Origin of the sequence: Serratia sp. Ser99, from assembly GCF_024519545.1 — a bacterium.
Lineage (GTDB): Bacteria > Pseudomonadota > Gammaproteobacteria > Enterobacterales > Enterobacteriaceae > Serratia > Serratia liquefaciens.
The window spans coordinates 330,946-352,405 of sequence record NZ_JALJRT010000002.1; the positions used below are offsets into that span (position 1 = coordinate 330,946).

General features: G+C 56.2%; 18 protein-coding genes and 1 pseudogene. 12 read left to right on the forward strand and 7 right to left on the reverse strand.

The window, feature by feature from the left end; all coding sequences use genetic code 11:
• Nucleotides 1–215: 215 nt before the first annotated feature.
• The 5 genes from NR114_RS05625 to NR114_RS05645 are packed head-to-tail and all read right to left on the reverse strand — an operon-like array spanning nucleotide 216 to nucleotide 5,172.
• Nucleotides 216–1,214, reverse strand: coding sequence for a VOC family protein (locus tag NR114_RS05625; RefSeq protein ID WP_048758928.1), 999 nt, complete (start codon nucleotides 1,212–1,214; stop codon nucleotides 216–218).
• 41 nt (nucleotides 1,215–1,255) lie between these two features.
• Nucleotides 1,256–2,743, reverse strand: coding sequence for an aldehyde dehydrogenase family protein (locus tag NR114_RS05630; RefSeq protein ID WP_256813736.1), 1,488 nt, complete (start codon nucleotides 2,741–2,743; stop codon nucleotides 1,256–1,258).
• Nucleotides 2,744–2,785: 42 nt separating this feature from the next.
• Entirely contained in the window at nucleotides 2,786–3,631 is an 846-nt protein-coding gene (locus NR114_RS05635) for a fumarylacetoacetate hydrolase family protein (protein WP_256813737.1), read from the reverse strand.
• A complete protein-coding gene (locus NR114_RS05640) occupies nucleotides 3,628–4,368 on the reverse strand; it encodes a GntR family transcriptional regulator (protein ID WP_187962896.1) in 741 nt (246 codons plus the stop codon). Before NR114_RS05640 ends, NR114_RS05635 begins: the two co-directional genes overlap by 4 nt.
• A 24-nt stretch (nucleotides 4,369–4,392) precedes the next feature.
• Complete coding sequence (locus tag NR114_RS05645) at nucleotides 4,393–5,172, reverse strand: SDR family oxidoreductase (protein ID WP_020826892.1); 780 nt, start codon at nucleotides 5,170–5,172, stop codon at nucleotides 4,393–4,395.
• Nucleotides 5,173–5,341: 169 nt separating this feature from the next.
• On the opposite strand from NR114_RS05645, the gene NR114_RS05650 reads away from it, so the two are divergent.
• From NR114_RS05650 to NR114_RS05665, 4 genes are read left to right on the forward strand one after another with little or no spacing between them, the layout of a single operon-like run.
• The gene (locus NR114_RS05650) at nucleotides 5,342–6,964 is read left to right on the forward strand and encodes a GMC family oxidoreductase (RefSeq protein WP_256813738.1); all 1,623 of its coding nucleotides are present in this window, start codon (nucleotides 5,342–5,344) and stop codon (nucleotides 6,962–6,964) included.
• A complete protein-coding gene (locus NR114_RS05655) occupies nucleotides 6,957–7,613 on the forward strand; it encodes a polysaccharide deacetylase family protein (RefSeq protein ID WP_020826890.1) in 657 nt (218 codons plus the stop codon). The genes NR114_RS05650 and NR114_RS05655 overlap by 8 nt, the downstream gene beginning before the upstream one ends.
• Before the next feature lie 24 nt (nucleotides 7,614–7,637).
• On the forward strand, nucleotides 7,638–9,350 hold the full coding sequence (locus tag NR114_RS05660; RefSeq protein ID WP_256813740.1) for an FAD-dependent monooxygenase: 1,713 nt from the start codon (nucleotides 7,638–7,640) through the stop codon (nucleotides 9,348–9,350).
• Entirely contained in the window at nucleotides 9,340–9,537 is a 198-nt protein-coding gene (locus NR114_RS05665) for a hypothetical protein (protein ID WP_256813741.1), read from the forward strand. The genes NR114_RS05660 and NR114_RS05665 overlap by 11 nt, the downstream gene beginning before the upstream one ends.
• A gap of 8 nt (nucleotides 9,538–9,545) precedes the next feature.
• On the opposite strand, the pseudogene NR114_RS24275 reads toward NR114_RS05665, so the two are convergent.
• A pseudogene (locus NR114_RS24275) lies at nucleotides 9,546–10,471 on the reverse strand (LysR family transcriptional regulator).
• A gap of 174 nt (nucleotides 10,472–10,645) precedes the next feature.
• On the opposite strand from NR114_RS24275, the gene NR114_RS05680 reads away from it, so the two are divergent.
• The 5 genes from NR114_RS05680 to NR114_RS05700 all read left to right on the forward strand — a co-directional run bounded on the left by NR114_RS05680 (nucleotide 10,646) and on the right by NR114_RS05700 (nucleotide 17,832).
• Nucleotides 10,646–12,163 (forward strand): aldehyde dehydrogenase family protein, encoded by a 1,518-nt coding sequence (locus NR114_RS05680; protein ID WP_256813743.1) that lies wholly within the window; start codon nucleotides 10,646–10,648, stop codon nucleotides 12,161–12,163.
• A gap of 34 nt (nucleotides 12,164–12,197) precedes the next feature.
• Nucleotides 12,198–13,844 carry a GMC family oxidoreductase gene (locus NR114_RS05685; RefSeq protein ID WP_020826885.1) on the forward strand — a complete coding sequence of 549 codons (1,647 nt, stop codon included), beginning with the start codon at nucleotides 12,198–12,200 and terminating at the stop codon, nucleotides 13,842–13,844.
• A 2-nt stretch (nucleotides 13,845–13,846) separates the two neighbouring features.
• Nucleotides 13,847–14,560, forward strand: coding sequence for an SDR family NAD(P)-dependent oxidoreductase (locus tag NR114_RS05690; RefSeq protein ID WP_234529680.1), 714 nt, complete (start codon nucleotides 13,847–13,849; stop codon nucleotides 14,558–14,560).
• Between the two features lie 402 nt (nucleotides 14,561–14,962).
• Complete coding sequence (locus NR114_RS05695; RefSeq protein WP_020826882.1) at nucleotides 14,963–16,354, forward strand: diaminobutyrate--2-oxoglutarate transaminase; 1,392 nt, start codon at nucleotides 14,963–14,965, stop codon at nucleotides 16,352–16,354.
• A 5-nt stretch (nucleotides 16,355–16,359) separates the two neighbouring features.
• The gene (locus tag NR114_RS05700) at nucleotides 16,360–17,832 is read left to right on the forward strand and encodes an aspartate aminotransferase family protein (RefSeq protein WP_256813744.1); all 1,473 of its coding nucleotides are present in this window, start codon (nucleotides 16,360–16,362) and stop codon (nucleotides 17,830–17,832) included.
• A gap of 307 nt (nucleotides 17,833–18,139) precedes the next feature.
• Here the strand turns inward: NR114_RS05700 and NR114_RS05705 are convergent, their stop codons facing one another.
• Nucleotides 18,140–19,192 (reverse strand): alpha/beta hydrolase, encoded by a 1,053-nt coding sequence (locus NR114_RS05705; RefSeq protein ID WP_234530975.1) that lies wholly within the window; start codon nucleotides 19,190–19,192, stop codon nucleotides 18,140–18,142.
• 201 nt (nucleotides 19,193–19,393) lie between these two features.
• On the opposite strand from NR114_RS05705, the gene NR114_RS05710 reads away from it, so the two are divergent.
• The 3 genes from NR114_RS05710 (at nucleotide 19,394) to NR114_RS05720 (ending at nucleotide 21,426) form a co-directional block, all read left to right on the forward strand.
• Entirely contained in the window at nucleotides 19,394–20,071 is a 678-nt protein-coding gene (locus NR114_RS05710; protein ID WP_187962889.1) for a heavy metal response regulator transcription factor, read from the forward strand.
• Nucleotides 20,072–20,204: 133 nt separating this feature from the next.
• Nucleotides 20,205–20,684, forward strand: coding sequence for a cupin domain-containing protein (locus NR114_RS05715; RefSeq protein ID WP_234530976.1), 480 nt, complete (start codon nucleotides 20,205–20,207; stop codon nucleotides 20,682–20,684).
• Nucleotides 20,662–21,426, forward strand: coding sequence for a carboxymuconolactone decarboxylase family protein (locus tag NR114_RS05720; RefSeq protein ID WP_122079325.1), 765 nt, complete (start codon nucleotides 20,662–20,664; stop codon nucleotides 21,424–21,426). Before NR114_RS05715 ends, NR114_RS05720 begins: the two co-directional genes overlap by 23 nt.
• Nucleotides 21,427–21,460 lie beyond the last annotated feature (34 nt).

The following is a 21,460-nucleotide window of genomic DNA, read 5'->3' on the forward strand; positions in this document are numbered from 1 at the left end:
TCGTCATTCGGCATCGTGGCGGGATATCCGTATCGATGCCTTGTGCCACAACCACGACGTTGTGGATAAACGGAGCCATGGCGGCTCCGACTGTCATTTCAGCCGGACCATATTGGTTGAAAAAAAACGGAAGTAAAGGCCGATGTTATTGCCCGGAGAGTTTCCGGGCACAAGGTTATCCAAGGGTTGCCCTGGCATGGTTCGGGCATCAAGCCCTATTGGCGGGATAAGTACTCTTCCAGCACCAGCGGATAGCCCTCGGTGGTCGGCTCTACCGGCGTGTTGGCAAAGGCACTGGCTTCGGTGACCCATTTGCGCTGCGGCGGCAGCCCCCAGGGCAGTAACTGCTGGCGCTGATCGGGTGCAAGAATATTGGTTTCCAGCTCAATGTCGATTATCTGATAAGGGGTGTTGTGCAGCTCGATACGATGCCCGTCCGGATCCCGCAGATAAACATAGAGGACATGGCCCATCCCGTGCCTGCCCGGCCCGCGTTCAATGCTGCTACCAAAGCCCAGATTGCCGGCAGTGTCGCAGGCGCGCAGGATCTCTTGCGAATCGGGGATGGTATAACCGAAGTGATGCAGACGCGGGCCGGGGCCATGCAAGTACACCAGATCCTGCGTATTGCCTTTGCGTTGTAAGAATGCGGCCCCCATTCCACCCTCATTGAAATAGATGTCTGTCGCACGGAATCCCAGCTTCGTCATGTAAAATTCGGCTGCCCGCTGTACGTGGGGAGTGTGCAACTGGAAGTGATCCAGCCGCTGGGCGCTGCCGCCACGGTACAGATGCACCTGATGGTGCAAACGCGGCACCACGGGCATTGAGGCGCACAGTTCGATCAGCGTACCTGTCGGATCGGTGAAATGCAGAGTACGCCCCTGAAACGGCACCTCCGCCCAACAATTCTCCAACCCTTGCCGGTCCAAAAACAGCTTGGCCAACTCCAGATCTTTTTCACGAAAAACACGCAGGCCAACGCGTTCGCACTGGGGCTCCGCCTTGCTGAGCTTGATAACCAGACTGTGGTGGCAAGCCTCTTCCAGCCCCCGCAAATAGAGCCGGTCCTCTTCCCGATGGGTCAGCACCATGCCGATCACCTGGGTGTAAAACAGCTCACTGGCGGCCAGATCACGCGAGGTCAGCACCAGATGGCTGGCGCGGGTAATAGAAAATGGCGGATCGTATTCGGTGAGGGGCAATGTGGTCATTGTGATTCCTTACCGGGGCCGTGGCCCCGTTTCCGTGGGATTCAGTAGCACATGATGACGGATTTAAGTTCGGTATAGGACTCGATAAACGCGCTGCCGAACTCGCGGCCAATACCGGAGGCTTTCATCCCGCCGAACGGCACCGCCGGATCCATAATGGTGTGCGAATTTACCCATACCATCCCGGCCTCAATCCGCCGCATCAAATCCATCGCCTTGCTGAAGTCATTGGTCCAGATACTGGCGGACAGGCCATAGGACGAATCATTCATCAAATGCAAGAGTTGCTCTTCATCCTCAAACGGCATAAAGCTCAGCACCCCGGCGAAGGCTTCTTCACGCATCAGCGGATCGTCCTGACCGGTGGCACGGATCACCGTCGGGGTCACATAGAACCCCTCTCCGTCCAGCACCGTACCCCCACTCAGTACCTGGTCATGGCTGTGCGCCTGATCAAACATCGCCTTGATGCGGTTAAAATGCGCCTGGTTAGCCAACGGACCGTACTGCGTGGCTTCGTCCATCGGCGAACCTATTTGCAGCGCCTCGACCCGGGCGATAACCTGCTCGACAATCTCGTCGAAGCGCGACGCATGAATATAAAACCGCTCGGCAGAGGAACAAACCTGCCCCTGATGCACCAGCCCGGCGAGCATAATGCCGTCCACCGCCCGCTGGGTATCGACGTCGGCAAGAAACGCCGCCGGGTTTTTTCCGCCCAACTCCAGGGTGATGCGGGTCAAATCGGCTTTTATCGCCGCCTGGCCGATCGCGATACCGGCCGGAACCGAACCGGTGAAACTGACTTTATTGACCCGTGGATGCTCGATCAGCCACTGCCCCACCTGGCGTTCGCCATTGACCACGTTGAACACGCCCGCAGGCACCCCGGCCTGATGGGCCAACTGCGCCAAACGCAGCAGGGTCAAAGGTGCAAACTCACTGGGTTTGACCACGATGCAACACCCGGTGCACAAGGCGGCTGCAATTTTCCAAATGGCGATCATCACCGGGAAATTCCAGGGAATAATGGCCGCCACCACGCCCACCGGCTCGCGGTAAGTCATCGCGGTATATCGCTCGCCGTTAAACGAAGGGATTGACGGCGCAAGGGTTTCACCATGCAGTTTGGTGGCCCAACCGGCGTAATACCGGATGAAAACGCAGGTATGGTCAACCTCGAACAGCCTGGAGGAACCGATCAGCTTACCGTTGGTCAGGGTTTCCAACTGGGCAATCTCCTCTCTGTGGGCCTCCAGCAGATCGGCAAAGCGTAACAGTATCTGTTGACGCTGGGCCGGCAGGCTTTTTCCCCATTCGCCCTTCAGCGCCCGGTCAGCCGATTGCATCGCCTGCTCCACTTCGTCGGCCGTGGCACCAGCCACGTTGGCGATCGTCTGGCCATTGGCCGGATTGACTACCGACAAGCGTTGTCCGCCCGCCGCCGGGATCAGTTGTCCATCGATAAACTGCCCATGTTCCTGCGCCAGAAAGGCGGAAACCTGTGGAAGCACTTTGATATCAGCCATCGTAATCCACCTCGTTTGTCGGAAAAGAGTCCTTTAACGCCCTCAGGCGTCGTCAATCACCGGGTTACTCAGGGTGCCGATACCGGCAATCTCAACCTCTACCCGATCCCCCGCTTTCATCCAGACCGGTGGCTGTCGGAATGCGCCAACGCCACCGGGCGTACCGGTCACCAGCACATCGCCGGGCAGCAGATCGGTAAATGCCGAGCAATACTCGATTAGCGCCGGAATCGAGAAAATCAGGTCATCGACAGAGGCTTGTTGCATCACCTGTCCGTTCAGACGGGTTTCCAGCGTTAGCGCACGCGGGTCGGGAATGTCGTCGGCACTGACCAGCCAGGGACCAAATGCCGCGGTGTGGCGGAAGTTTTTACCGGGAGTGAATTGCGAGCTGTGCCGCTGCCAGTCGCGCACGCTGCCGTCGTTGTAGCAGGCGTAACCGGCGATATGCTGCATGGCATCGCGTTGGGCAATGCGGCGCCCCCCTTTACCAATCACCACGGCCAGCTCACCTTCATAGTCAAATTGAGACGACTCCGGCGGTGCCAGCAGCGGCTGCTGATGCCCGACCTGTGAAGAAGGCAGCCGCAAAAACAGCGTTGGCCGATCGGGCTCAGCACGGCCGGTTTCCAACAGGTGCAGGCGGTAATTCAGCCCCACGCAAATAATTTTGTCCGGGTTGGGCACTGGCGGCAACCAACTGACCTCGCTGGCTTTCAGGGTGGCGGGCGCATTCACAAACGGCAGGAACACGTTAAAACTGCCGGCGGCTAACGCGCCGCGCACGTCCGGATAGGGCAATGACTGGCTGCAGTCGACAATCTCGTCGACTCCGCGCAGCAGGCCATAACCTGCACGCCCCTGGCTGATAAAACTGACGATCTTCATTTGGCCTCCGGGGACGCAGCCGTGCCGTTGAATATGGTGCTGTCGGCCTGGTTGATAATTCGCTGCACGGTGCTTTGATAATGCTGGCTAAGCAGCTCGACGGCGCGGTCGGCGTCGCGCGCCAGCACCGCATCCATGATAGCCTGATGCTCACCGTCGACATCACGTGGCGCATCCATCCCTTCCAGCTCATAACCGAACCGCAGGCGGCGATAGCGCTCCGACTGATCGAACAGCAAGTCGGAAAAGCGCAGCATCCACGGTGAATTGCAGGCCATCAGCAGGCTGCGATGAAAGCTGTAATGGAGCTGGCTCCAGTTTGCCGAGTGATCTTCGTCATCCATGCGCGGGCAGCGCGTCAGTCGGTGAAAGGCGGCGATAATCCCCGCTTCCCATTCGGCATCACCGTTGGCAATCGCTAACCGCAAAGCATGGGTTTCGATCAGTTGTCGATTGGCGGTAATGTCTTTCAGTTCGCTGAGTGATACCTCACTGGCACGAAAACCGCGTTGCTCGTGGGCGGTCACCAGCCCTTCCGTCACCAACCGCGACAGCGCCTCACGCACCAGCCCTGGGCTGATGTCCAATTCACCGGCGATATTGCCGATCACCAGTTTGCTGCCCGGCGAGTATTCACCGTTGATAATCCGACGGCGGATCAGCGCCACGGCGGCGCCGCTCAGGCTTTTGAAAGTTCCGTTCTGCAATTGCAGGTTTTCTGTTTGTTTGCTGTTCATTCGCTGTTTTATCTCGCTGTACGGTTATAACAACGCTGGATAGGCGCCGCCGTCCAGGTGCATGTTTTGCCCGGTAATAAATCCGCTCAGGTCGCTGCACAGGTAAACACAGGCCGCGCCGAATTCGGCAGGCTGGCCCATGCGACCGGCGGGGATCGAGTCAATCTGTCGTTGGCGCGCCTGTTCGAAGGTAATGCCGCTCTGTTTCATCGCCACCTGCGCCATCTGCTGCTGGCGAGGCGTATCAAAACGTTCCGGCAGCAAATTGTTAATGGTGACGTTATCGACAATGCATTCGCGGGACAACCCTTTACAGGCGGCCGTCAGACCGGCGCGGGACGCAGCGGAAAGCGTCATGTGCGCACGCGGCGTACTGACCATGGCTGAGGTGATATTGATGATGCGGCCAAATTTCCGCTCGCGCATCCCCGGTATCAAGGCGCGGATCAACATCAGCGGTGCCAGCAAATTCCCTTGCAGCGCCGACAGCCAGGTCTGCTCGTCAAACTCAAAGAAATTCCCCGGCGGTGGCCCGGCGTTATTATTGACCAAAATATCGGCATCCGGGCAGGCAGCCAGTAAGGCTTCGCGCCCTTGTAGGGTGGTTATGTCACCGGCGACAGTAAAAACGCGCCCGCCGGTCTCAGCCTTAAGCCGCTGCTGCGCGGCCAGCAGGCGCTCTTCGTCGCGGCCATTAATCCAGACGCTGACCCCTTCTCTAAGCAGGGCTGCGGCACAGGCATAACCCAAACCACTGCTGGAAGCGCATACCAGGGCGCGTTTATCAGCCAGTCTCACATCCATAACCGTTCTCTCCTTCTAGCGAGGCAGCTCATGACTGAGCCGTGCGATGTTGCATAAATGTCATGCTATCGACAAAAAATAGTGACATCAACAAAAAATATTCTTTATATTAAAAAATATATTTTTTCTTCCATCGCAAATTTTCCACCCTCATCTGCACGGAGAGAGCATGAAAGAGAATGAAAGGTACGACTACATTGTGGTCGGCGGTGGTTCTGCCGGCTGCGTGGTTGCCGGTTTGTTGGCGGAAAGAACCTCGGCGCGCATTTTGCTGCTGGAGGCCGGGCCAGAAGACAAAGGGATCTTCATCCGCATGCCGGCCGGATTTCCGGAAATTGTCGGCAAGCTGGTCTGGCCCTATCAAAGCGATGCCGAACCCCATATGGACAATCGGTCGATGAACGTACCGCAGGGCCGTGTTTTGGGCGGTGGCAGCTCGGTGAATGGACAGCTCTACGTGCGTGGCAATGCCAGGGATTATGACGATTGGGAAACCCAGGACGGCTGTACCGGCTGGGGCTATCGCGATGTGCTGCCCTATTTTATCCGGTCGGAATGCAACCAGAGCCTGCACGACGACTATCATGGCGATAGCGGCCACCTGAAAGTCAGCGACTCCGGTTATCGCCATCCGCTCAGCTACGCCATCGTCAAAGCCGGTCAGGAGCTGGGTTATCCCTATCTCAATGACTTTAACGGCGCCAGCCAGCAAGGCATAGGCTTCTATCAAACTACCACCTATCAGGGGCACCGTTGCAGCACCTCAGTAGCCTATCTGGCACCGGTGCGCCAACACGCGAATCTCCAGGTGATGACCGGCGTCCTGGTTGAGCGCCTGTTGCTGGAGCAGGATCGTGCCACCGGCGTGGTATTTACCGACGCCGAGGGGAAACGCCAACAGGCGCTGGCCAGCCGGGAAGTGGTGTTATGCGCCGGCGCCATCGGGACCCCAAAACTGTTAATGCTGTCCGGCATCGGTCCAGCAGAGGATCTGCGCGAAGTCGGCGTCAAACTCCAGGTCGACAGCCCTCTGGTCGGCCAACGCCTGCAGGATCATCTGCATTTTTCGCTGATTGCCAGCCTGCGAAAGCCGATTAGCCTGCTCGGGCAAGACAAAGGCCTGAAGGCGTTGGCGAACGGTCTGGAATGGCTGCTGTTCAAACGCGGTATCTGCGCCTCCAACCTGCTGGAGTGCGGCGGTTTTTTCGCCACCGGCGACGACGATCGGCCAGATGTGCAACTGATGGGGCTGGCGGCGTCGGATAACGTCGACGATAAGGGAAAACAGGCGCAAAACCAACATGCCCTATCCCTCAAGTTGGCGCACCTGCGGCCACAGGCCTGGGGTGAAGTCCGGTTGCGCGACGGCAATCCACGTTCGTTACCGCGCATCAGCCTCAACTATATGGGGACAGCGGAAGATGTCGCTGCGCAGGTCAGAGCGGTACGTCTTGGCTTGCAGCTGTTCCAGGCCCCGGCGTTGGCGTCACTGATTGATCGGGTTCTGTTGCCCGCGCCGAATTCGAACAGCGATGAACAGTTGGCGTCGTTCGTGCGTGAGCATGGCAAAACGGAGTATCACCCTACCGGTACCTGCCGCATGGGGGCAGATCCCGCGACTTCCGTGGTGGATCTGGAACTTCGCCTGCGTGGCCTGGCGGGAGTGCGTATCGCTGATGCGTCGATTTTCCCGCGCATCCCGGCAGGCAATACCAATGCACCGACTATCATGGTGGCAGAGCGCGCAGTTGATTTGATGCTGGCCACTTCTCAGGAGCAGGAACATGCATAAAAAACTCACTTTGACCTTTGATAACGGTCCCCATCCCCAGGGAACCCCGCTGGTGCTGAAGACGCTGCAGGAGTTCCGCATTCTGGCCAACTTCTTCCCTATCGGCGAAAAGATCTCCGCGCCTGGCGGTGAAGCTCTGGTTAAATCGGTGAAAGACGCCGGTCACCGGGTCGGCATTCATACCCTGACCCACTCTCTGCCGCTGGGGCTGGGGGCACCGGGTTTTGCCCGTCACGAAATTACCGAAGGCCAGGCCCGACTGGGTCAATACGCCGAGTCGCCGCCGCTGTTTCGCCCCTATGCCGGTAAAGGGATCCTCGGACCGCACGTGTTGAATCAAGAGGCGGTTGAGGTGCTGCAACAGCAAGGATTCAGTCTGGTGTTGTGGAACTCGGTACCGCGGGATTGGGAACTGCCGACCGACGCCTGGGTGGCGCGTGCGCTGGAAGATATCGCCAATCAGCCCTGGACGGTGATGGTGTTGCACGATGCCCGGCCCGAAGCGATGGAGCATCTGGCGCATTTTATTGAAAAAGCGGTGTTGATGGACGTGGAAATCACGCAGCAACTTCCCGATTGGGTAATGCCGATGCAGGCGGGCCAGATCCGGCATCCCTTTTCTGAGTTGATCGCCCCTGTGGCGGAGTAACCGGCAACGACAAGGAGAATCTTTATGCAACAAGAAAACGTGATTGGTGAATTCCGCTATCAACAATATGCGGTCAAGCTACCGTCGCTGCACGATAACCGCGAACAGCGTCGGCATCGGGTGGTGATTGTCGGCGGTGGACCGGTGGGCTTATCGCTGGCGCTGGCATTGGCGAAACAAGGCATCGCTTCGTTGATAGTAGAGAATGATACCCAGGTATGCACCGGCAGCCGGGCGGCGTGCATCTCCCGCCGCAGCCTGGAGATCCTCGACAAACTGGGGCTGGCAGACACCTTTGTCGGCAAGGGTCTCGCCTGGACCCGTGGACGCAGCTTTTATCAGGGCGAGATGGTGATGCAGTTCGACATGCTGGTGGATGATAACCAGCAGTTTCCGGCGATGATCAACCTACAGCAGTATTATATCGAGCAATTTTTGCTGGACGAGGTGCTGCGCCATGAGGATTTGATCGAACTGCGTTGGGGTACCGAGCTCCAGACCCTGGTGCATCATGACGAAGGCGTGACATTGTCACTGAATGCTGTAGGGGTCGATTACCAGTCAGAAGCCGACTGGGTGATTGCCTGCGACGGCGGCCGCAGCCGGGTGCGGGAACAAATGGGCCTGCATCTGCAGGGGGACGTGCATCATGGACGCTTCGCCATCATAGATATTGAATTGGAAAGCGAGACCCCGGCAGAACGGCGCGTGTGGTTCGAAACCGCCCTGCGCCCTGGCCCAATGTGGATGCACCGCCAACCGGACAACATCTGGCGCATTGATTACCTGCTGGAAGACGGCGTCAGCGACGAAGAAGGACTGAAGCCGGAAAACGTGCTGCCGGTCGTCGAGAGTTTTCTCGATATGGTCGGTGAAAAAGGGAAATGGCGCCCGATTTGGATCAGCATGTACAACGCCAAAGCGCTGTCGCTGGACAACTATCATCACGACCGGGTGCTGTTCGTCGGCGATGCGGCGCACGTAGTGCCGATTTTCGGCGTACGTGGGCTTAACGGCGGGCTGGACGATGCCTATAACCTCGGCTGGAAGCTGGCCTACGTGCTGAAAGGGTTGGCGCCACCGTCGCTATTGGCCAGTTATTCCAGCGAACGTCAGAAGGCCTGGCGTGAAAATGCCGGACAAGCCAGCCGCAGCGCCGAGTTTATGTGCCCGGCGACCCCGGCCGGCAGCACGCTGCGTAATGCGGTGCTGTCGCTGGCGGCTCGCCACCCGCAGTTTTCCACGCTGATCAATCCCCGTCAGACCCACAGCATTTGTTACGCGGATTCGCCTTTGAATACCCCGTCGGTGACGGCCCCCGCGGCTGTAGGCCCCAAGCTCGGCGCGGTATTGCCGGAGTTCCCTCTGTTACTGAATGGTGAGCCAACCCACCTGACCCGATTGCTGGATACGCGACTCTTCACCCTGCTGCGCTTCCCGGCGCAGGACGCCACCAGCGCTGTGGAAATCAGCGACCATCCGTTGCTGCGCGTGGTCACTTTGGGGCGGCCTGGACAACCGCAGGCTGGCGCTGCCGGATGGGTGGAAGATCCTGATGGGCAGGTGCACGCGGCCTACAGCGGGCCCGCCGGCGCGCTTTATTTGATCCGACCGGACGGGCACGTCTGCTGGCGCTGGACGCAGAGCGATGATGTGGACTCTGCTGCAATCGAACAGGCCATCTTGCGGGCCAGCGGCTGGCAGAACGATAACCAAGGAGCAAAAGATGAAGGCTAAATTGACCGAACAGCAGCTCGATGAGCTGTACAGCCAGTTCTATCTGGCCGCCGAGCCGTTTACCGGCGAACCTCTGGCGCTATTTTTGACTCGCCTTAACCTGCTGTTGCTGGACGCGTTGGCGAATGAAACGCTGGCGCGGGAGCTGATAGTCGAAGCCGCGCGCTTTAAGTTCGACGCAGAGTAGCCCTGCGTTCAGGCCGCCGGCGGGGTGTCCGTGAGTTTCTGCCCCGGCGGTAATCTGGATTGCCGATAATACTCCGCGACAAAATCGACAAAACTGCGAATGTTAACCGGCAGATAACGCCGGTTAACATAGACCACGTACAGCGATCGATGGCTCCAGGTGTAATCCCTCATTAACCTGATCAACGCGCCGCTGGCCAACGCCTCTCTCACCACGAACTCCGGCTCAAGAATAATGCCTCTGCCCTCCAGCGCGCTGGCCAACAAGGCATCGCCACTGTTGGCGCGCAGCGATCCGCATACCGGCACCTCGATCAGACGCCCCTCCTCATCCAGGTATTCCCATTGTTCCGCACGGGGCAACAGTGAGTAGACCAGACAATTGTGCTCCCGCAGTGCCTGTGGGTTGTCCGGGGTCCCGTGGTGCTTTAAATAATCGGGAGACGCACATAGTATTCGGGGTATTTCACACAGCTTGCGCGCCACCAGAGACGAATCCGACAGATTGGCCACGCGGATCGCCACATCAATCCCTGATCGATCAGGTTGATCAACTGGTCGCTGAGGCAGAACTCCACCGACACCCGCGGATAACGACGCTGATAACCGGCCACTATGGTTGCCAGTTCAGCCCGACAATAGGGGTGTGGCGCACTGATACGCAAGGTGCCTGCGGGCTGCCCCTGGTTGCCCATATAGGCTTCCAACGCCTGGCATTCGCCGGCAATTCGCTGGCTGTATTCGTAACATTCCCGCCCGGCCTCCGTCAGCGTCATCGACCGCGTGGTACGGTGCAGCAAACGCACGCCAAAATGCTGTTCCAACTCGGCAATACTCTTGCTCACGCGTGGTCGGGAAAGGTCAAGCGCCTCTGAAGCCGCCGTAAAATTGCCGCCTTTTACCACCGCATTGAATATGCGTAATGCATTCATCATGTCCACATTCACGTCCTTTCAGCACGCTCGTCATTAGCACAATATACGTCATCCATTGGTGCCTGTTCGTCACCAGTGTGATACGGCAAGCCCTCTGGTTGTTCAGCCTGACCACAGCTAGTTTAGCTTTATCCCTCGAAAGAGGATCCCCACAGACTGAAACAAGGACTCCCTATGAGTAGCCAGACGAAAACCTTTAAACAATGGCAGCAGCAGGCAAACGCACTGCAGATCGAAGGGCGTGCCTATATCGACGGTCAGTATCAGGACTCTGCCGACGGTGCCACTTTTGCCGATATCAGCCCGATCGACGGTCGGCTGCTAGCGGCGGTTGCCGACTGCGATGCCGCCACCGTGGATCGAGCCGTTGCGGCGGCGGCCCGAACATTTGCATCCGGAATTTGGCGCGACAAATCGCCGGTACAGCGCAAAAACGCCCTGCTGCGCCTGGCCGATTTGGTCGGTCAGCATCAAGAGGAACTGGCGCTGCTGGAAAGCCTGGACACCGGCAAAACCATCCATGAGTCGCTGGATATGGATATGCAGGACGTGCAGATCGCACTGCGTTATTACGCCGAGGCGATCGACAAGATTGCCGGCGAAATCGCCCCTACCAGCGACAGCTTCCACGGCATGATCACCTACCAGGCCTTGGGTGTGGTAGCGGTGATGACGCCGTGGAACAACCCGCTGATGATTGCCTGCTGGAAGATTGCGCCGGCGCTGGCGATGGGTAACTCGGTGGTGTTCAAACCTTCTGAAAAAGCACCGTTAACCGGCATCCGCCTGGCGCAGCTGGCGCAACAGGCCGGTATTCCCGATGGCGTATTCAACGTGGTGACCGGCGGCGCTCAGGTCGGACAGGCACTGGCGCTGCACCCCACCGTGCGGGTGATGGCCTTTACCGGCTCCACCCAGGTGGCCAAACAGCTGCTGATTTATGCCGGCCAGTCCAACATGAAACGCACCTACCTCGAAGGCGGCGGTAAGAACGCGCATATCATTTTTGCCGATACGCCAGATCTGGCACGCGCAGCGCGTTTTGCCGCCTTGGGCTTTTGCGCCAACCAGGGGGCGGTCTGTGCCTCAGGGACCCGCCTGCTGGTGCAGTCATCCATCAAGGAGCAGTTTGTCGCGCTGCTGATTGAAGAAGTGAACCGCTGGCAGCCGGGGCATCCACTCGATCCCGCAACCATGATGGGGCCAATGATTGATGCCAGGCATCAGGCCAATGTCCTGCGTTATGTCGACTCCGCGCGTGATGAAGGCGCCAGCATCGTCTGTGGTGGCCATGCGGACGACAGCATCGTACCGGGTGGGCATTTCTTCTGGCCAACGGTTATCGACAACGCCACCCCGACCATGACCGCCTCGCAAAACGAAATCTTCGGCCCGGTCGCTTCGGTCATCGCGTTTGAAGACGAAGCAGACGCCATCCGATTGGCAAATGACAGCGAATACGGCTTAACCGCCGGCTTCTGGACGCCGGATATCGCCAAAGTTCACCGCGTTGCCCGCCAACTGGAGGCAGGAACCGTCTGGGTCAATCACTTCCTGACCCGCGATATTCTCTCGCCTTTCGGCGGTTTCAAACAGTCAGGCATCGGCCGCGACCTGTCGTTACATGCGATGCGGCAATACGGCGAAATGAAAGCCACCTGGATTGCTCTGAAAGACGTCGACGCTCACTAAGCCCGCGCGTCCAAACCAATAAAAAGGGATCGTCATGAAACAAGATAAACTACAGACCGACGCCGGCCGCCGTCGGTTCATTGCCGCCAGTCTGGCAATGAGCGCTGCAGCCGCACTGCCTTTCTCCGGCTATGCCCGCCAGCCGGCCCCTCGCAGCACCGGGACCGGAAGCGACGACAAAAAATACGACTACATTATAATCGGCGCCGGTTCGGCCGGCTCGGTGGTGACCCGTCGGCTGGTTGATGCAGGATTAAAGGTCCTGCTGCTGGAAGCCGGGCCACGCGACGATATGCCGGCCATTCATAACCCGCCGGAGGCCATGGCGCTGTGGCATTCCGCCGTTGACTGGGGGTTTTCGACTCAACCGCAGATTTACGCCGGCAAACAGGATATTTACTGGCCGCGCGGCAAGACCCTGGGCGGTTCCAGCGCTATTAACGGCATGATGTACGTTCGTGGCCTGCCCTCCGATTACGACAACTGGGCGGCGATGGGGGCCACCGGCTGGAGCTGGAAGGACGTGCTGCCTTATTTCCGCAAAGCGGAAAACTGCAATATCGATGGCTTGTCTAACCTGCATGCTACCGGAGGGCTGCTGCAGGTATCTCGTCCCGCCATGACACCATTGGCCCACGCCTTTGTTGAGGCCGGACAACAGGCCGGATTGCGGCTGGTGCAGGATTACAACAACGGCCAGGATTCCACCGGCGTCAGTTTCCCGCAGTACACCATGACGCCAGACGGCAAACGGGCCAGCGCCTGGGTCTGTTACGGCGATGCCATCCGCGGAGCGGATAACCTGTCGGTGATCACCGAAGCTCGGGTATTGAAGCTGCTTAACCAGGGCGATCACATTACCGGCGTGCACTTTGTACATCGTGGCACCGATTATCGCATCGAGGCCCGTCATGAGGTGCTGCTGTGCGCCGGTTCACTGATGAGCCCTTCCATTCTGCTGCACTCCGGTATCGGCCCGGCCGAGCAGCTGGAGAAAATGGGCATTAAGACCCTGGTCAACCTGCCAGGCGTGGGTGAAAACCTGCACGATCATCTGGTGTGTCCTATGGTTTGGTCTTCGCCGCAGCCGGTGGCCGTCGGTCTGGCCTCCGGCATCGAAGCGCAGATTTTCCATAAGTCAGCCCCGGAGCTTTCAGCGCCGGACACCCAGTCCCTGCTGTTCACCATGCCGTTCATGCCGGGCGTCGCTCAGGGTTACACTGTCACTCCGGGTCTGGTCGCACCGAAAAGTCGTGGCCGTCTCTGGCTCAACTCACGTGACCCGCTGCAAGCCCCACTGATGGATCCGCGAGTCTATTCTGAAAACGAAGATCTTGAGGTCATGACCGACAAGGCCCTGCTGTTGCGTGAAGTGATGAAGCAAACCGCATTGGCACCGTGGCGCGGCAAAGAGATGGGCATGGAGGGTGTGAATAACCGCGATAAAATGCGCGATTACATTCGCCGAATGACGGCTTCCTACCACCATCAGGTCGGTACGGCGCGTATGGGGACCGACAACATGGCAGTGGTTGATCCGCAATTGCGTGTGCACGGTCTGTCTGGTCTGCGCGTGATCGACGCCTCGGTGATGCCGGTCATTCCTACCGGCAACACCAATGCTCCCAGCATTATGATCGGTGAAAAAGCCGCAGACATGATTTTGTCGAGCAAGGCATAACCATGACAACCACCGTATTGATTACGGGTGCCAACAGGGGCCTGGGTCATGAAACCGCCCGGCGTCTTGCCGGGTGCGGGTGGCACGTAGTCCTCGGCGCGCGGGATCCCCTGCGCGGCGAACAGGCCATTCAAGAGCTGGCGCAGCAGGGCCTGCATGCAGAATTGCTGATAATCGATGTGATTTCCGAGGAGTCAGTGCGTCAGGCGGCGGCGGATTTCAGCAAGGTGCACGATCGCCTTGATGTTCTGATCAATAACGCCGGCGTTTCTGGCCCCTGGGGACACCCAAGGGAAACCTGCGCCGTAGCCCTGACGGAAATCTACCAAACCCAGGTTTTTGGCGTAGTTCGCATGATGCAGGCCTTTCTCCCCCTGCTGCAAGCCGCCGCCAACCCCAGAGTGGTGATGGTGTCCAGCTCGCTGGGCTCGTTTCATACCATGACCGGCAAAAGCGGCACCTTCGAGTCCAGAATATTGCAACTGGCCTATCCCTCTTCAAAAGCGGCGCTCAACATGCTGGTAACGCAATACGCCAAGGCGTTACCGAGAATCAAGATTAACGCCGTTAACCCGGGCTTTACCCAAACCGATCTCAACCCTCTGGGTTGCCAGACGATAACCGAGGGTACTGATGCGATCGTGGCCCTGGCCTCCATCGCAAACGATGGCCCAACGGGAGGATTTTTTGATCGTCATGGCGAAATTCCCTGGTAATGCGCCAATGGCACACCCTTTTCCGCTAAAGTCCGTTAATGTCTAAGCAATGCCTTATTTATATTAAGACATTGTTTCAAAATTCCTTCCGCATGTTCCTGGCCTTTGTTTGAAAATTACCTTCAAAATAAACGTATTGGGCCGGTACCCTTACTTTTCTTGAGGAGGTTTTTTGTGCCGTGTCAAGCCCGCAATCGCCCTTAAATCGTGCCATTATTGGCCACAAAACAAGCAATTTATTGATTTTTATTAAAAAAACCATAAATCTCCCCCGGCCAAATAACTATTGAGCCGGGGGGTAAAAAGCCATATATTGGGCCCGTTTTTCTCACGGTAGTTAATTGTTCAATTCAATAATTCAACTAGGGCGTCATTGTTACCCCCAGTTGTAGGAGAGATATGATGACGGATAAAGTCCGTATTGATAATTTCGGTGTGAATTTAGAAAATGTAAATAACGAAACATATTTGGCGCGACAAGCTGAATTTGAATCGAATGTCAGGAGTTACCCCCGTAAATTGCCGTTGGCAATTGCGAAAGCCCAAGGCGTTTGGATCACTGATGTTGAGAATAATCAATATCTTGATTGCCTGGCTGGTGCGGGTACGCTGGCTCTGGGTCATAACCATCCAGACGTCCTCCAAAGCATCCAAAATGTCATTACCAGCGGCTTGCCGTTACATACCCTCGATCTTACAACACCGTTGAAAGATGAGTTTTCTGCCTATTTACTCTCTTTATTACCAGGTCAAGGCCAGGAATACTGCCTGCAGTTCTGTGGCCCTTCGGGCGCAGATGCGGTAGAAGCCGCACTGAAACTGGCGAAAAAGCATACCGGCCGTACCGGCGTGATCAGCTTCTCCGGCGGTTACCACGGCATGACCCATGGCGCACTGGCGGTCACGGGCAACCTGTCGCCAAAAGAAGCCATTAACGGCATGATGCCGGAAGTCCAGTTTATGCCTTACCCGCACGAATACCGCTGCCCGCTCGGCATCGGTGGCGAAGCCGGGGTCAAGGCGCTGACTTACTATTTCGAAAACCTGATCAATGACGTTGAAAGCGGCGTGCGCAAACCTGCGGCGGTCATTCTGGAAGCCGTTCAGGGTGAAGGCGGCGTTAACCCGGCCCCGGTCGAGTGGTTGCAGCGTATTCGCAAAGTCACGCAGGAACACGGCATTTTGCTGATTATCGACGAAGTTCAGGCTGGTTTTGCCCGTACCGGCAAACTGTTCGCCTTTGAACACGCCGGTATTGAGCCGGATATCATCGTGATGTCCAAAGCGGTTGGCGGCGGTTTGCCTCTGGCAGTATTGGGTATCAAGAAACAGTTCGACGCCTGGGAGCCTGGCCACCATACCGGCACTTTCCGCGGCAACCAACTGGCGATGGCTACCGGCCTGACCACCCTGCAACACCTCAAAGATAATCAGGTGGCCGAAAAGGTTGCCGCGCAAGGCGAATGGCTGAAAGCCAAGCTGGCCGAGCTGCAAAAACGTTATCCGGTGATTGGTCACGTGCGTGGTCTGGGTCTGATGATCGGTTTGGAAATTGTGAAACCGAACGAAGCGCAGGATCACATGGGCTGCTACCCGGCTGACGGCCAGCTCTCTGCCCTGCTGCAGAAGAAATGCTTCGAAGCCGGTCTGATCCTGGAGCGCGGCGGCCGTAACGGCTGCGTGCTGCGTCTGCTGCCTTCCCTGCTGATCACTAACGACGAACTGGCTATCTTCCTGGATAAATTTGAACAGGCCCTGTTAGCTGCCGGCATCAAGCCGGTGGATGTGGAGTGAAGTCGATGTCCCGGTTAAACCCGATTCTGGCCGCCTCTGCGCAAAGCACCGAGGCGTACCAGCAAGCGATCGAACAGAGCAGTCAGGCCGTGGTGCAGTGGCTGCAACAACCCGAGATGTATCAGGGGAAAACCGTTGCCGAGCTGCGTGAACGCATCAAGCTTGATTTTACCCCTCAGGGCCTGGGTAACCAGGTCGCTATCGAACGCGCCATTGAGTATTTTTTAAAAGACAGCCTGTCGGTGCATCATCCGCAGTGCGTCGCGCATTTGCATTGCCCTAGCCTGGTGATCAGCCAGGCTGCCGAAGTGTTGATCAACGCCACTAACCAGAGCATGGACTCTTGGGATCAAAGCCCGTCAGCGACCCTCATCGAGATGAAGCTGATTGAATGGTTGCGTACCCAGGTAGGTTACCAGCCTGGCGACGCTGGGGTGTTCACCAGTGGCGGTACCCAGAGCAACCTGATGGGGCTGATGTTGGCGCGCGACGCCTTCTTCGCCAAACAGGGCCACTCTGTGCAGCAGGATGGCCTGGTTGGTAATCTGAGAAAGATTAAAGTGTTATGTTCTGAAAATGCCCACTTCTCGGTGCAAAAGAACATGGCTTTACTCGGCCTGGGTTACCAATCCGTGACGCTGGTGAAAACCGATCAATTCGCACGTATGGATCTGAACGATTTGGCCGAAAAACTGGCGCAGGCCAAGGCCAATGGCGAGCAGATCCTGGCGATCGTCGCCACCGCAGGTACCACGGATGCCGGGGCTATCGACCCGCTGCGCGACATTGCGCAGTTGGCGGCGGAACATCAGATCTGGGTGCATGTCGATGCGGCCTGGGGCGGCGCTTTGCTGCTTTCCGAGAAGTACCGCGACTATCTGGATGGCATTGAATTGGTGGACTCCGTCACGCTGGACTTCCACAAACAATTCTTCCAGACCATCAGCTGCGGTGCTTTCTTGCTGAAAGAAGCCCGTCACTATGAACTGATGCGTTATCAGGCGGCCTACCTGAACTCCGAGTTCGACGAAGCTCAGGGCGTGCCTAACCTGGTGTCCAAATCCTTGCAGACCACCCGCCGTTTTGATGCGTTGAAACTGTGGATGGGCCTGGAAGCTTTGGGGCAGGAGCAATATGCGGCGATCATCGATCATGGCGTAACGCTGGCGCAACAGGTGGCTCACTACATCGGCGATCGGCCGGCGCTGGAACTGGTCATGCAGCCGCAGCTGGCCAGCGTGCTGTTCCGCTACCGTCCGCAGCAGTTAGCCGCTGCCGACGATGCCGCCGTGGCACTGCTGAACCAAAGGATCGGCGATGCGTTGCTGGAATCTGGCCGCGCCAACGTCGGGGTCACCGAGTTTAACGGCGTGACCTGCCTGAAAATGACGTTGTTGAACCCGACGGTCAGCCTGGACGATATCAAAGTCCTGCTGGCGCTGGTGGAAGAAACCGCGCAGCAGTTGCCTGCCGCCTAATCCGCCCGCATAGCCCTAACCGGCAGCCAAAAGCCGATAACATTAGCTTGTTATCGGCTTTTTTGTTGGGCAGGCTTCAAAACCCATTAATATCACCACCAATGAATGACGGCTTCAGTTCACTTATCCGTCCCCCTCGACAAAACAGCGTGATGAGCAAGATTGATGAATCTTATTCATAGTCCCTATGCGCTTTGAAGGGATTATCCCTGCGGGCCTTATCGATAACATAGCCTTGCTGACGCCTGTTCAGAACGCTTAGTGAGCCTACCTAAAACTGGCCTTACTGGTTTTGTTGCGCGGCAGGTTAGATACTTTTATCGAAGAAGGCATCGAGTTTATTTATGGCCTGAACGACATAGTTTGGAACCCAATAGGTTTCAATATGCGTTGCTCCCTCAATAAGAAACAGCTCTTTACTCTTCGCATTGATAGCTTTGGGAAAAGCAGATTCGGTCATGTAAAGCGAATCTGCCCGGGTGCCGGCGATCATCAGAAGGGGTTGATTAATCAAGTCCATATTGCTTTGGGCGTCGAAACTCATCAAGTCAAGCAGGCTGCTCAAAGTATAACGAAATGTGGAATTCGGGTGCGCATGGGTTTTGCCGTAGTACTCAAAACCCTGGCGATAAAGGTCGAATGGGAGCCTGGCAATTTGCTCATCCGTCAGTTTGGCATCGCCCGTATACGTGATTTCACCTGTCGTTGCTTCTTTCGCCCGGGCTAACGAAGCCTGCGTTAAACGTTGCTGAATACTGGAGATTTGCGAATTTTGATAACCGTTGCGACGCACCAGCCCAGAATCAAACATGCTTATCGTTGCCAAGGCTTTAAAACGCTTATCCGTTTGAGCCGCTTTCAGCGAGTAACCGCCACCACCGCAAATACCCAGCAAACCAATACGTTCGGCGTCGACACCGGGATACTGACTAAGGAAGTCGGCCATGCCATGGATATCTTCAATGCGGTTTGCGGGTTTGTCGACACTGCGTGGCAGACCACCACTGGCCCCTTGATAGGCAGCATCCGCAGCGATGGTAATGAAGCCATGCTCTGCCAAGCGCTGTGCGTAGAGTCCGGCAACTTGCTCTTTGACTCCCCCATTAGGGTGGGCAACGACGATAGCCTGATATTTTTTTGCTGGATCGTAATTGGCAGGAATATAGATATTTGCCGCGATCTGAATGCCATGAAGATCGTATTTCACCGGACGAATATTGATCTTGCCCTGAACATTCTCGGTGATAGCTCCTTCATACGCCAAGGTATAAGGGTTTTGTTTGTAGTCTGCCGCGTTAACAGTGACGGAAAATCCTGCCACCGCGACCAGAATCAAGGAATTTAATCTCGTGAACTTCATGATCTCTCCTGAAGATAAATTTTTAAGTGCACCAAAATGCACCGAGTAAATATTTCCACCCCAGCATAGTGAGATGAAACTGACCGTACCATGACCACTTAATAACAATTTTGTCAGTTAGCAGTCATGTTATTACTGAGAAGCCAGGTAATCGCTAACAGTAATGAGCAATAAATCTTCATAAATAAGGAAATGTGAGCAATGCGTTTATTATTGGTCGAGGATGAAGAAAAGACGGCTTCTTATATCAGGCATGCTTTGGCGGAATCAGGCTTTATCGTGGATGTCTCCGCAGAGGGGCCTGAGGGTGTGCACTATGCGCTCGAATATGACTACGACGCCATCATTTTGGATGTCATGCTGCCGGGCATGGATGGTTATCGAGTGCTGGAAAGTATTCGTGCCCGGAAACAAACTCCAATACTGATGCTCTCCGCTCGAGGTTCAGTCGATGAACGTGTGAAAGGTCTTCGTCTGGGGGCGGATGATTATCTGCCAAAGCCCTTCTCACTGATTGAGCTGGTCGCCCGTATTCAGGCTTTAGTACGTCGCTGGGGGAATGACGGATTAGATATTACGCAATTGCAGCTCCACGATCTGCATATTGATATTCTGGCTCGCCGGGTGTTTCGGGGGGATATTCGGCTGGAACTGAGTACCAAAGAGTTTTCTTTGCTCAGTTTACTGGCTCGTCATCAAGGTGAAATAATGTCGAAGATGATGATTGCCGAGCAGGTCTGGGATATGAATTTCGACAGTGATGCCAACGTGGTTGAAGTGGCAATAAAACGGTTGCGGGCAAAAATTGATGCGCCCTTTGAGGTTAAACTATTACACACTGTTCGTGGTATGGGTTATATCCTTGAAGTCAGAGGCTAATCCGGCACAGAGAAAAATACTTTACGTCGTAGCTGACAATATTGTCAGGAAATGGTCAGCCTGAAGACATGTGTCGCTGATTAAAATCATTGAAAACCGCGTTGGTTTTATTTTAACTGAGGGATACATTCATATGTTAAATGCACCCCGCGTTATCGGGCTGATATTTGGTCTTATTACCTTTAATTCTGTCGCACAGGAACCGAGCCCCACCGCGACTGTCGCAGCGGCTGGAAGCCAAAAAGCCTTTTTTGGGCCGCAAGAAAACTTTACCGGGCGTGTCCGCGTTGATCCACTTTTCACCGCGGATAAACAAATTAACGTCTCCGCTGCCTACGTCACCTTCGAGCCGGGTGCACATTCGGCCTGGCACACTCATCCCGCAGGTCAGCGGCTGATTGTCACCTCTGGAGTGGGTTTGACCCAGCAGGAAGGCCAACCGATACAGATTATCCGCCCCGGCGATGTGGTGTCGTGCCCTGCCGGCGTTAAACACTGGCATGGCGCAACCCCGGACAGTGCGATGACGCATCTGGCAGTGACCGGTAACGTGGCGGGCAGTAATGTTGAATGGATGGAGAAAGTTACTGATGAACAATACCACGCGCGTTAAAACGTTGACCGCCGCTGCGTTATTGCTTTTTGGCTTTAACCTGACGGCATTTGGCACATCTGCAAAACAAGGAACATCAGAGATGCATCAGCCGCAGGCTGTTTCAAAAACCCTCTCCGCTCGCCAGCAAAGCATTCCATTAATCGCGGCATTTATGGCGACCAGTAATATGGAAAAACTGAATACCTTGCTTAACCAGGGGCTGGATTCAGGGCTATCGGTAAACGAAACCAAAGAAATTCTCGTTCAACTGTACGCCTATACCGGATTCCCCCGCAGCCTCAACGCTCTGAATGAGTTAATGAAATTAGTAGAAGCACGTAAACAACGTGGCATAAACGACATTCAAGGAAAAGAACCTGCCAACAAAATTCCCGTGGGCGATGCGCTTCGTCAGGCCGGTATCGCTAACCAGACCCAAATTTCCGGTGGGCCGGTACACGGGCCACTTTTCGAATTTGCACCCGTCATCAATCAGTTCCTGCAGACGCATTTATTTGGCGATATTTTTGCTCGGGACAATTTGGACTGGCAGAGTCGCGAATTGGCAACCGTAGGCGCATTGGCTGCCACGCCTGGTGTAGAAACCCAGTTGCTCTCTCATATGCGCGCCAGTCTGAGAGTAGGATTGAGCAAAGAGCAACTTCGACAACTGGTGCAGATACTGCACGAAAACGGTGAGCCCGGCATGGCGGCCCGTGCCGAACAGGCATTGAAACTGGCACTGGACCACGTCGGATAAACGCCGTTTAAAACTAGCGCGGCGGTAATATGAA

Excerpts from the sequence above, each read along its gene's own strand:
- NR114_RS05655 (WP_020826890.1), top strand. The coding sequence starts at position 6,957 with ATGCATAAAAAACTCACTTTGACCTTTGATAACGGTCCCCATCCCCAG.
- NR114_RS05680 (WP_256813743.1), top strand. The coding sequence starts at position 10,646 with ATGAGTAGCCAGACGAAAACCTTTAAACAATGGCAGCAGCAGGCAAAC.
- NR114_RS05625 (WP_048758928.1), bottom strand. The coding sequence starts at position 1,214 with ATGACCACATTGCCCCTCACCGAATACGATCCGCCATTTTCTATTACC.
- NR114_RS05635 (WP_256813737.1), bottom strand. The coding sequence starts at position 3,631 with ATGAAGATCGTCAGTTTTATCAGCCAGGGGCGTGCAGGTTATGGCCTG.
- NR114_RS05650 (WP_256813738.1), top strand. The coding sequence starts at position 5,342 with ATGAAAGAGAATGAAAGGTACGACTACATTGTGGTCGGCGGTGGTTCT.
- NR114_RS05630 (WP_256813736.1), bottom strand. The coding sequence starts at position 2,743 with ATGGCTGATATCAAAGTGCTTCCACAGGTTTCCGCCTTTCTGGCGCAG.
- NR114_RS05645 (WP_020826892.1), bottom strand. The coding sequence starts at position 5,172 with ATGGATGTGAGACTGGCTGATAAACGCGCCCTGGTATGCGCTTCCAGC.
- NR114_RS05695 (WP_020826882.1), top strand. The coding sequence starts at position 14,963 with ATGACGGATAAAGTCCGTATTGATAATTTCGGTGTGAATTTAGAAAAT.
- NR114_RS05660 (WP_256813740.1), top strand. The coding sequence starts at position 7,638 with ATGCAACAAGAAAACGTGATTGGTGAATTCCGCTATCAACAATATGCG.
- NR114_RS05720 (WP_122079325.1), top strand. The coding sequence starts at position 20,662 with ATGAACAATACCACGCGCGTTAAAACGTTGACCGCCGCTGCGTTATTG.
- NR114_RS05640 (WP_187962896.1), bottom strand. The coding sequence starts at position 4,368 with ATGAACAGCAAACAAACAGAAAACCTGCAATTGCAGAACGGAACTTTC.
- NR114_RS05700 (WP_256813744.1), top strand. The coding sequence starts at position 16,360 with ATGTCCCGGTTAAACCCGATTCTGGCCGCCTCTGCGCAAAGCACCGAG.
- NR114_RS05665 (WP_256813741.1), top strand. The coding sequence starts at position 9,340 with ATGAAGGCTAAATTGACCGAACAGCAGCTCGATGAGCTGTACAGCCAG.
- NR114_RS05705 (WP_234530975.1), bottom strand. The coding sequence starts at position 19,192 with ATGAAGTTCACGAGATTAAATTCCTTGATTCTGGTCGCGGTGGCAGGA.
- NR114_RS05685 (WP_020826885.1), top strand. The coding sequence starts at position 12,198 with ATGAAACAAGATAAACTACAGACCGACGCCGGCCGCCGTCGGTTCATT.
- NR114_RS05710 (WP_187962889.1), top strand. The coding sequence starts at position 19,394 with ATGCGTTTATTATTGGTCGAGGATGAAGAAAAGACGGCTTCTTATATC.
- NR114_RS05715 (WP_234530976.1), top strand. The coding sequence starts at position 20,205 with ATGTTAAATGCACCCCGCGTTATCGGGCTGATATTTGGTCTTATTACC.
- NR114_RS05690 (WP_234529680.1), top strand. The coding sequence starts at position 13,847 with ATGACAACCACCGTATTGATTACGGGTGCCAACAGGGGCCTGGGTCAT.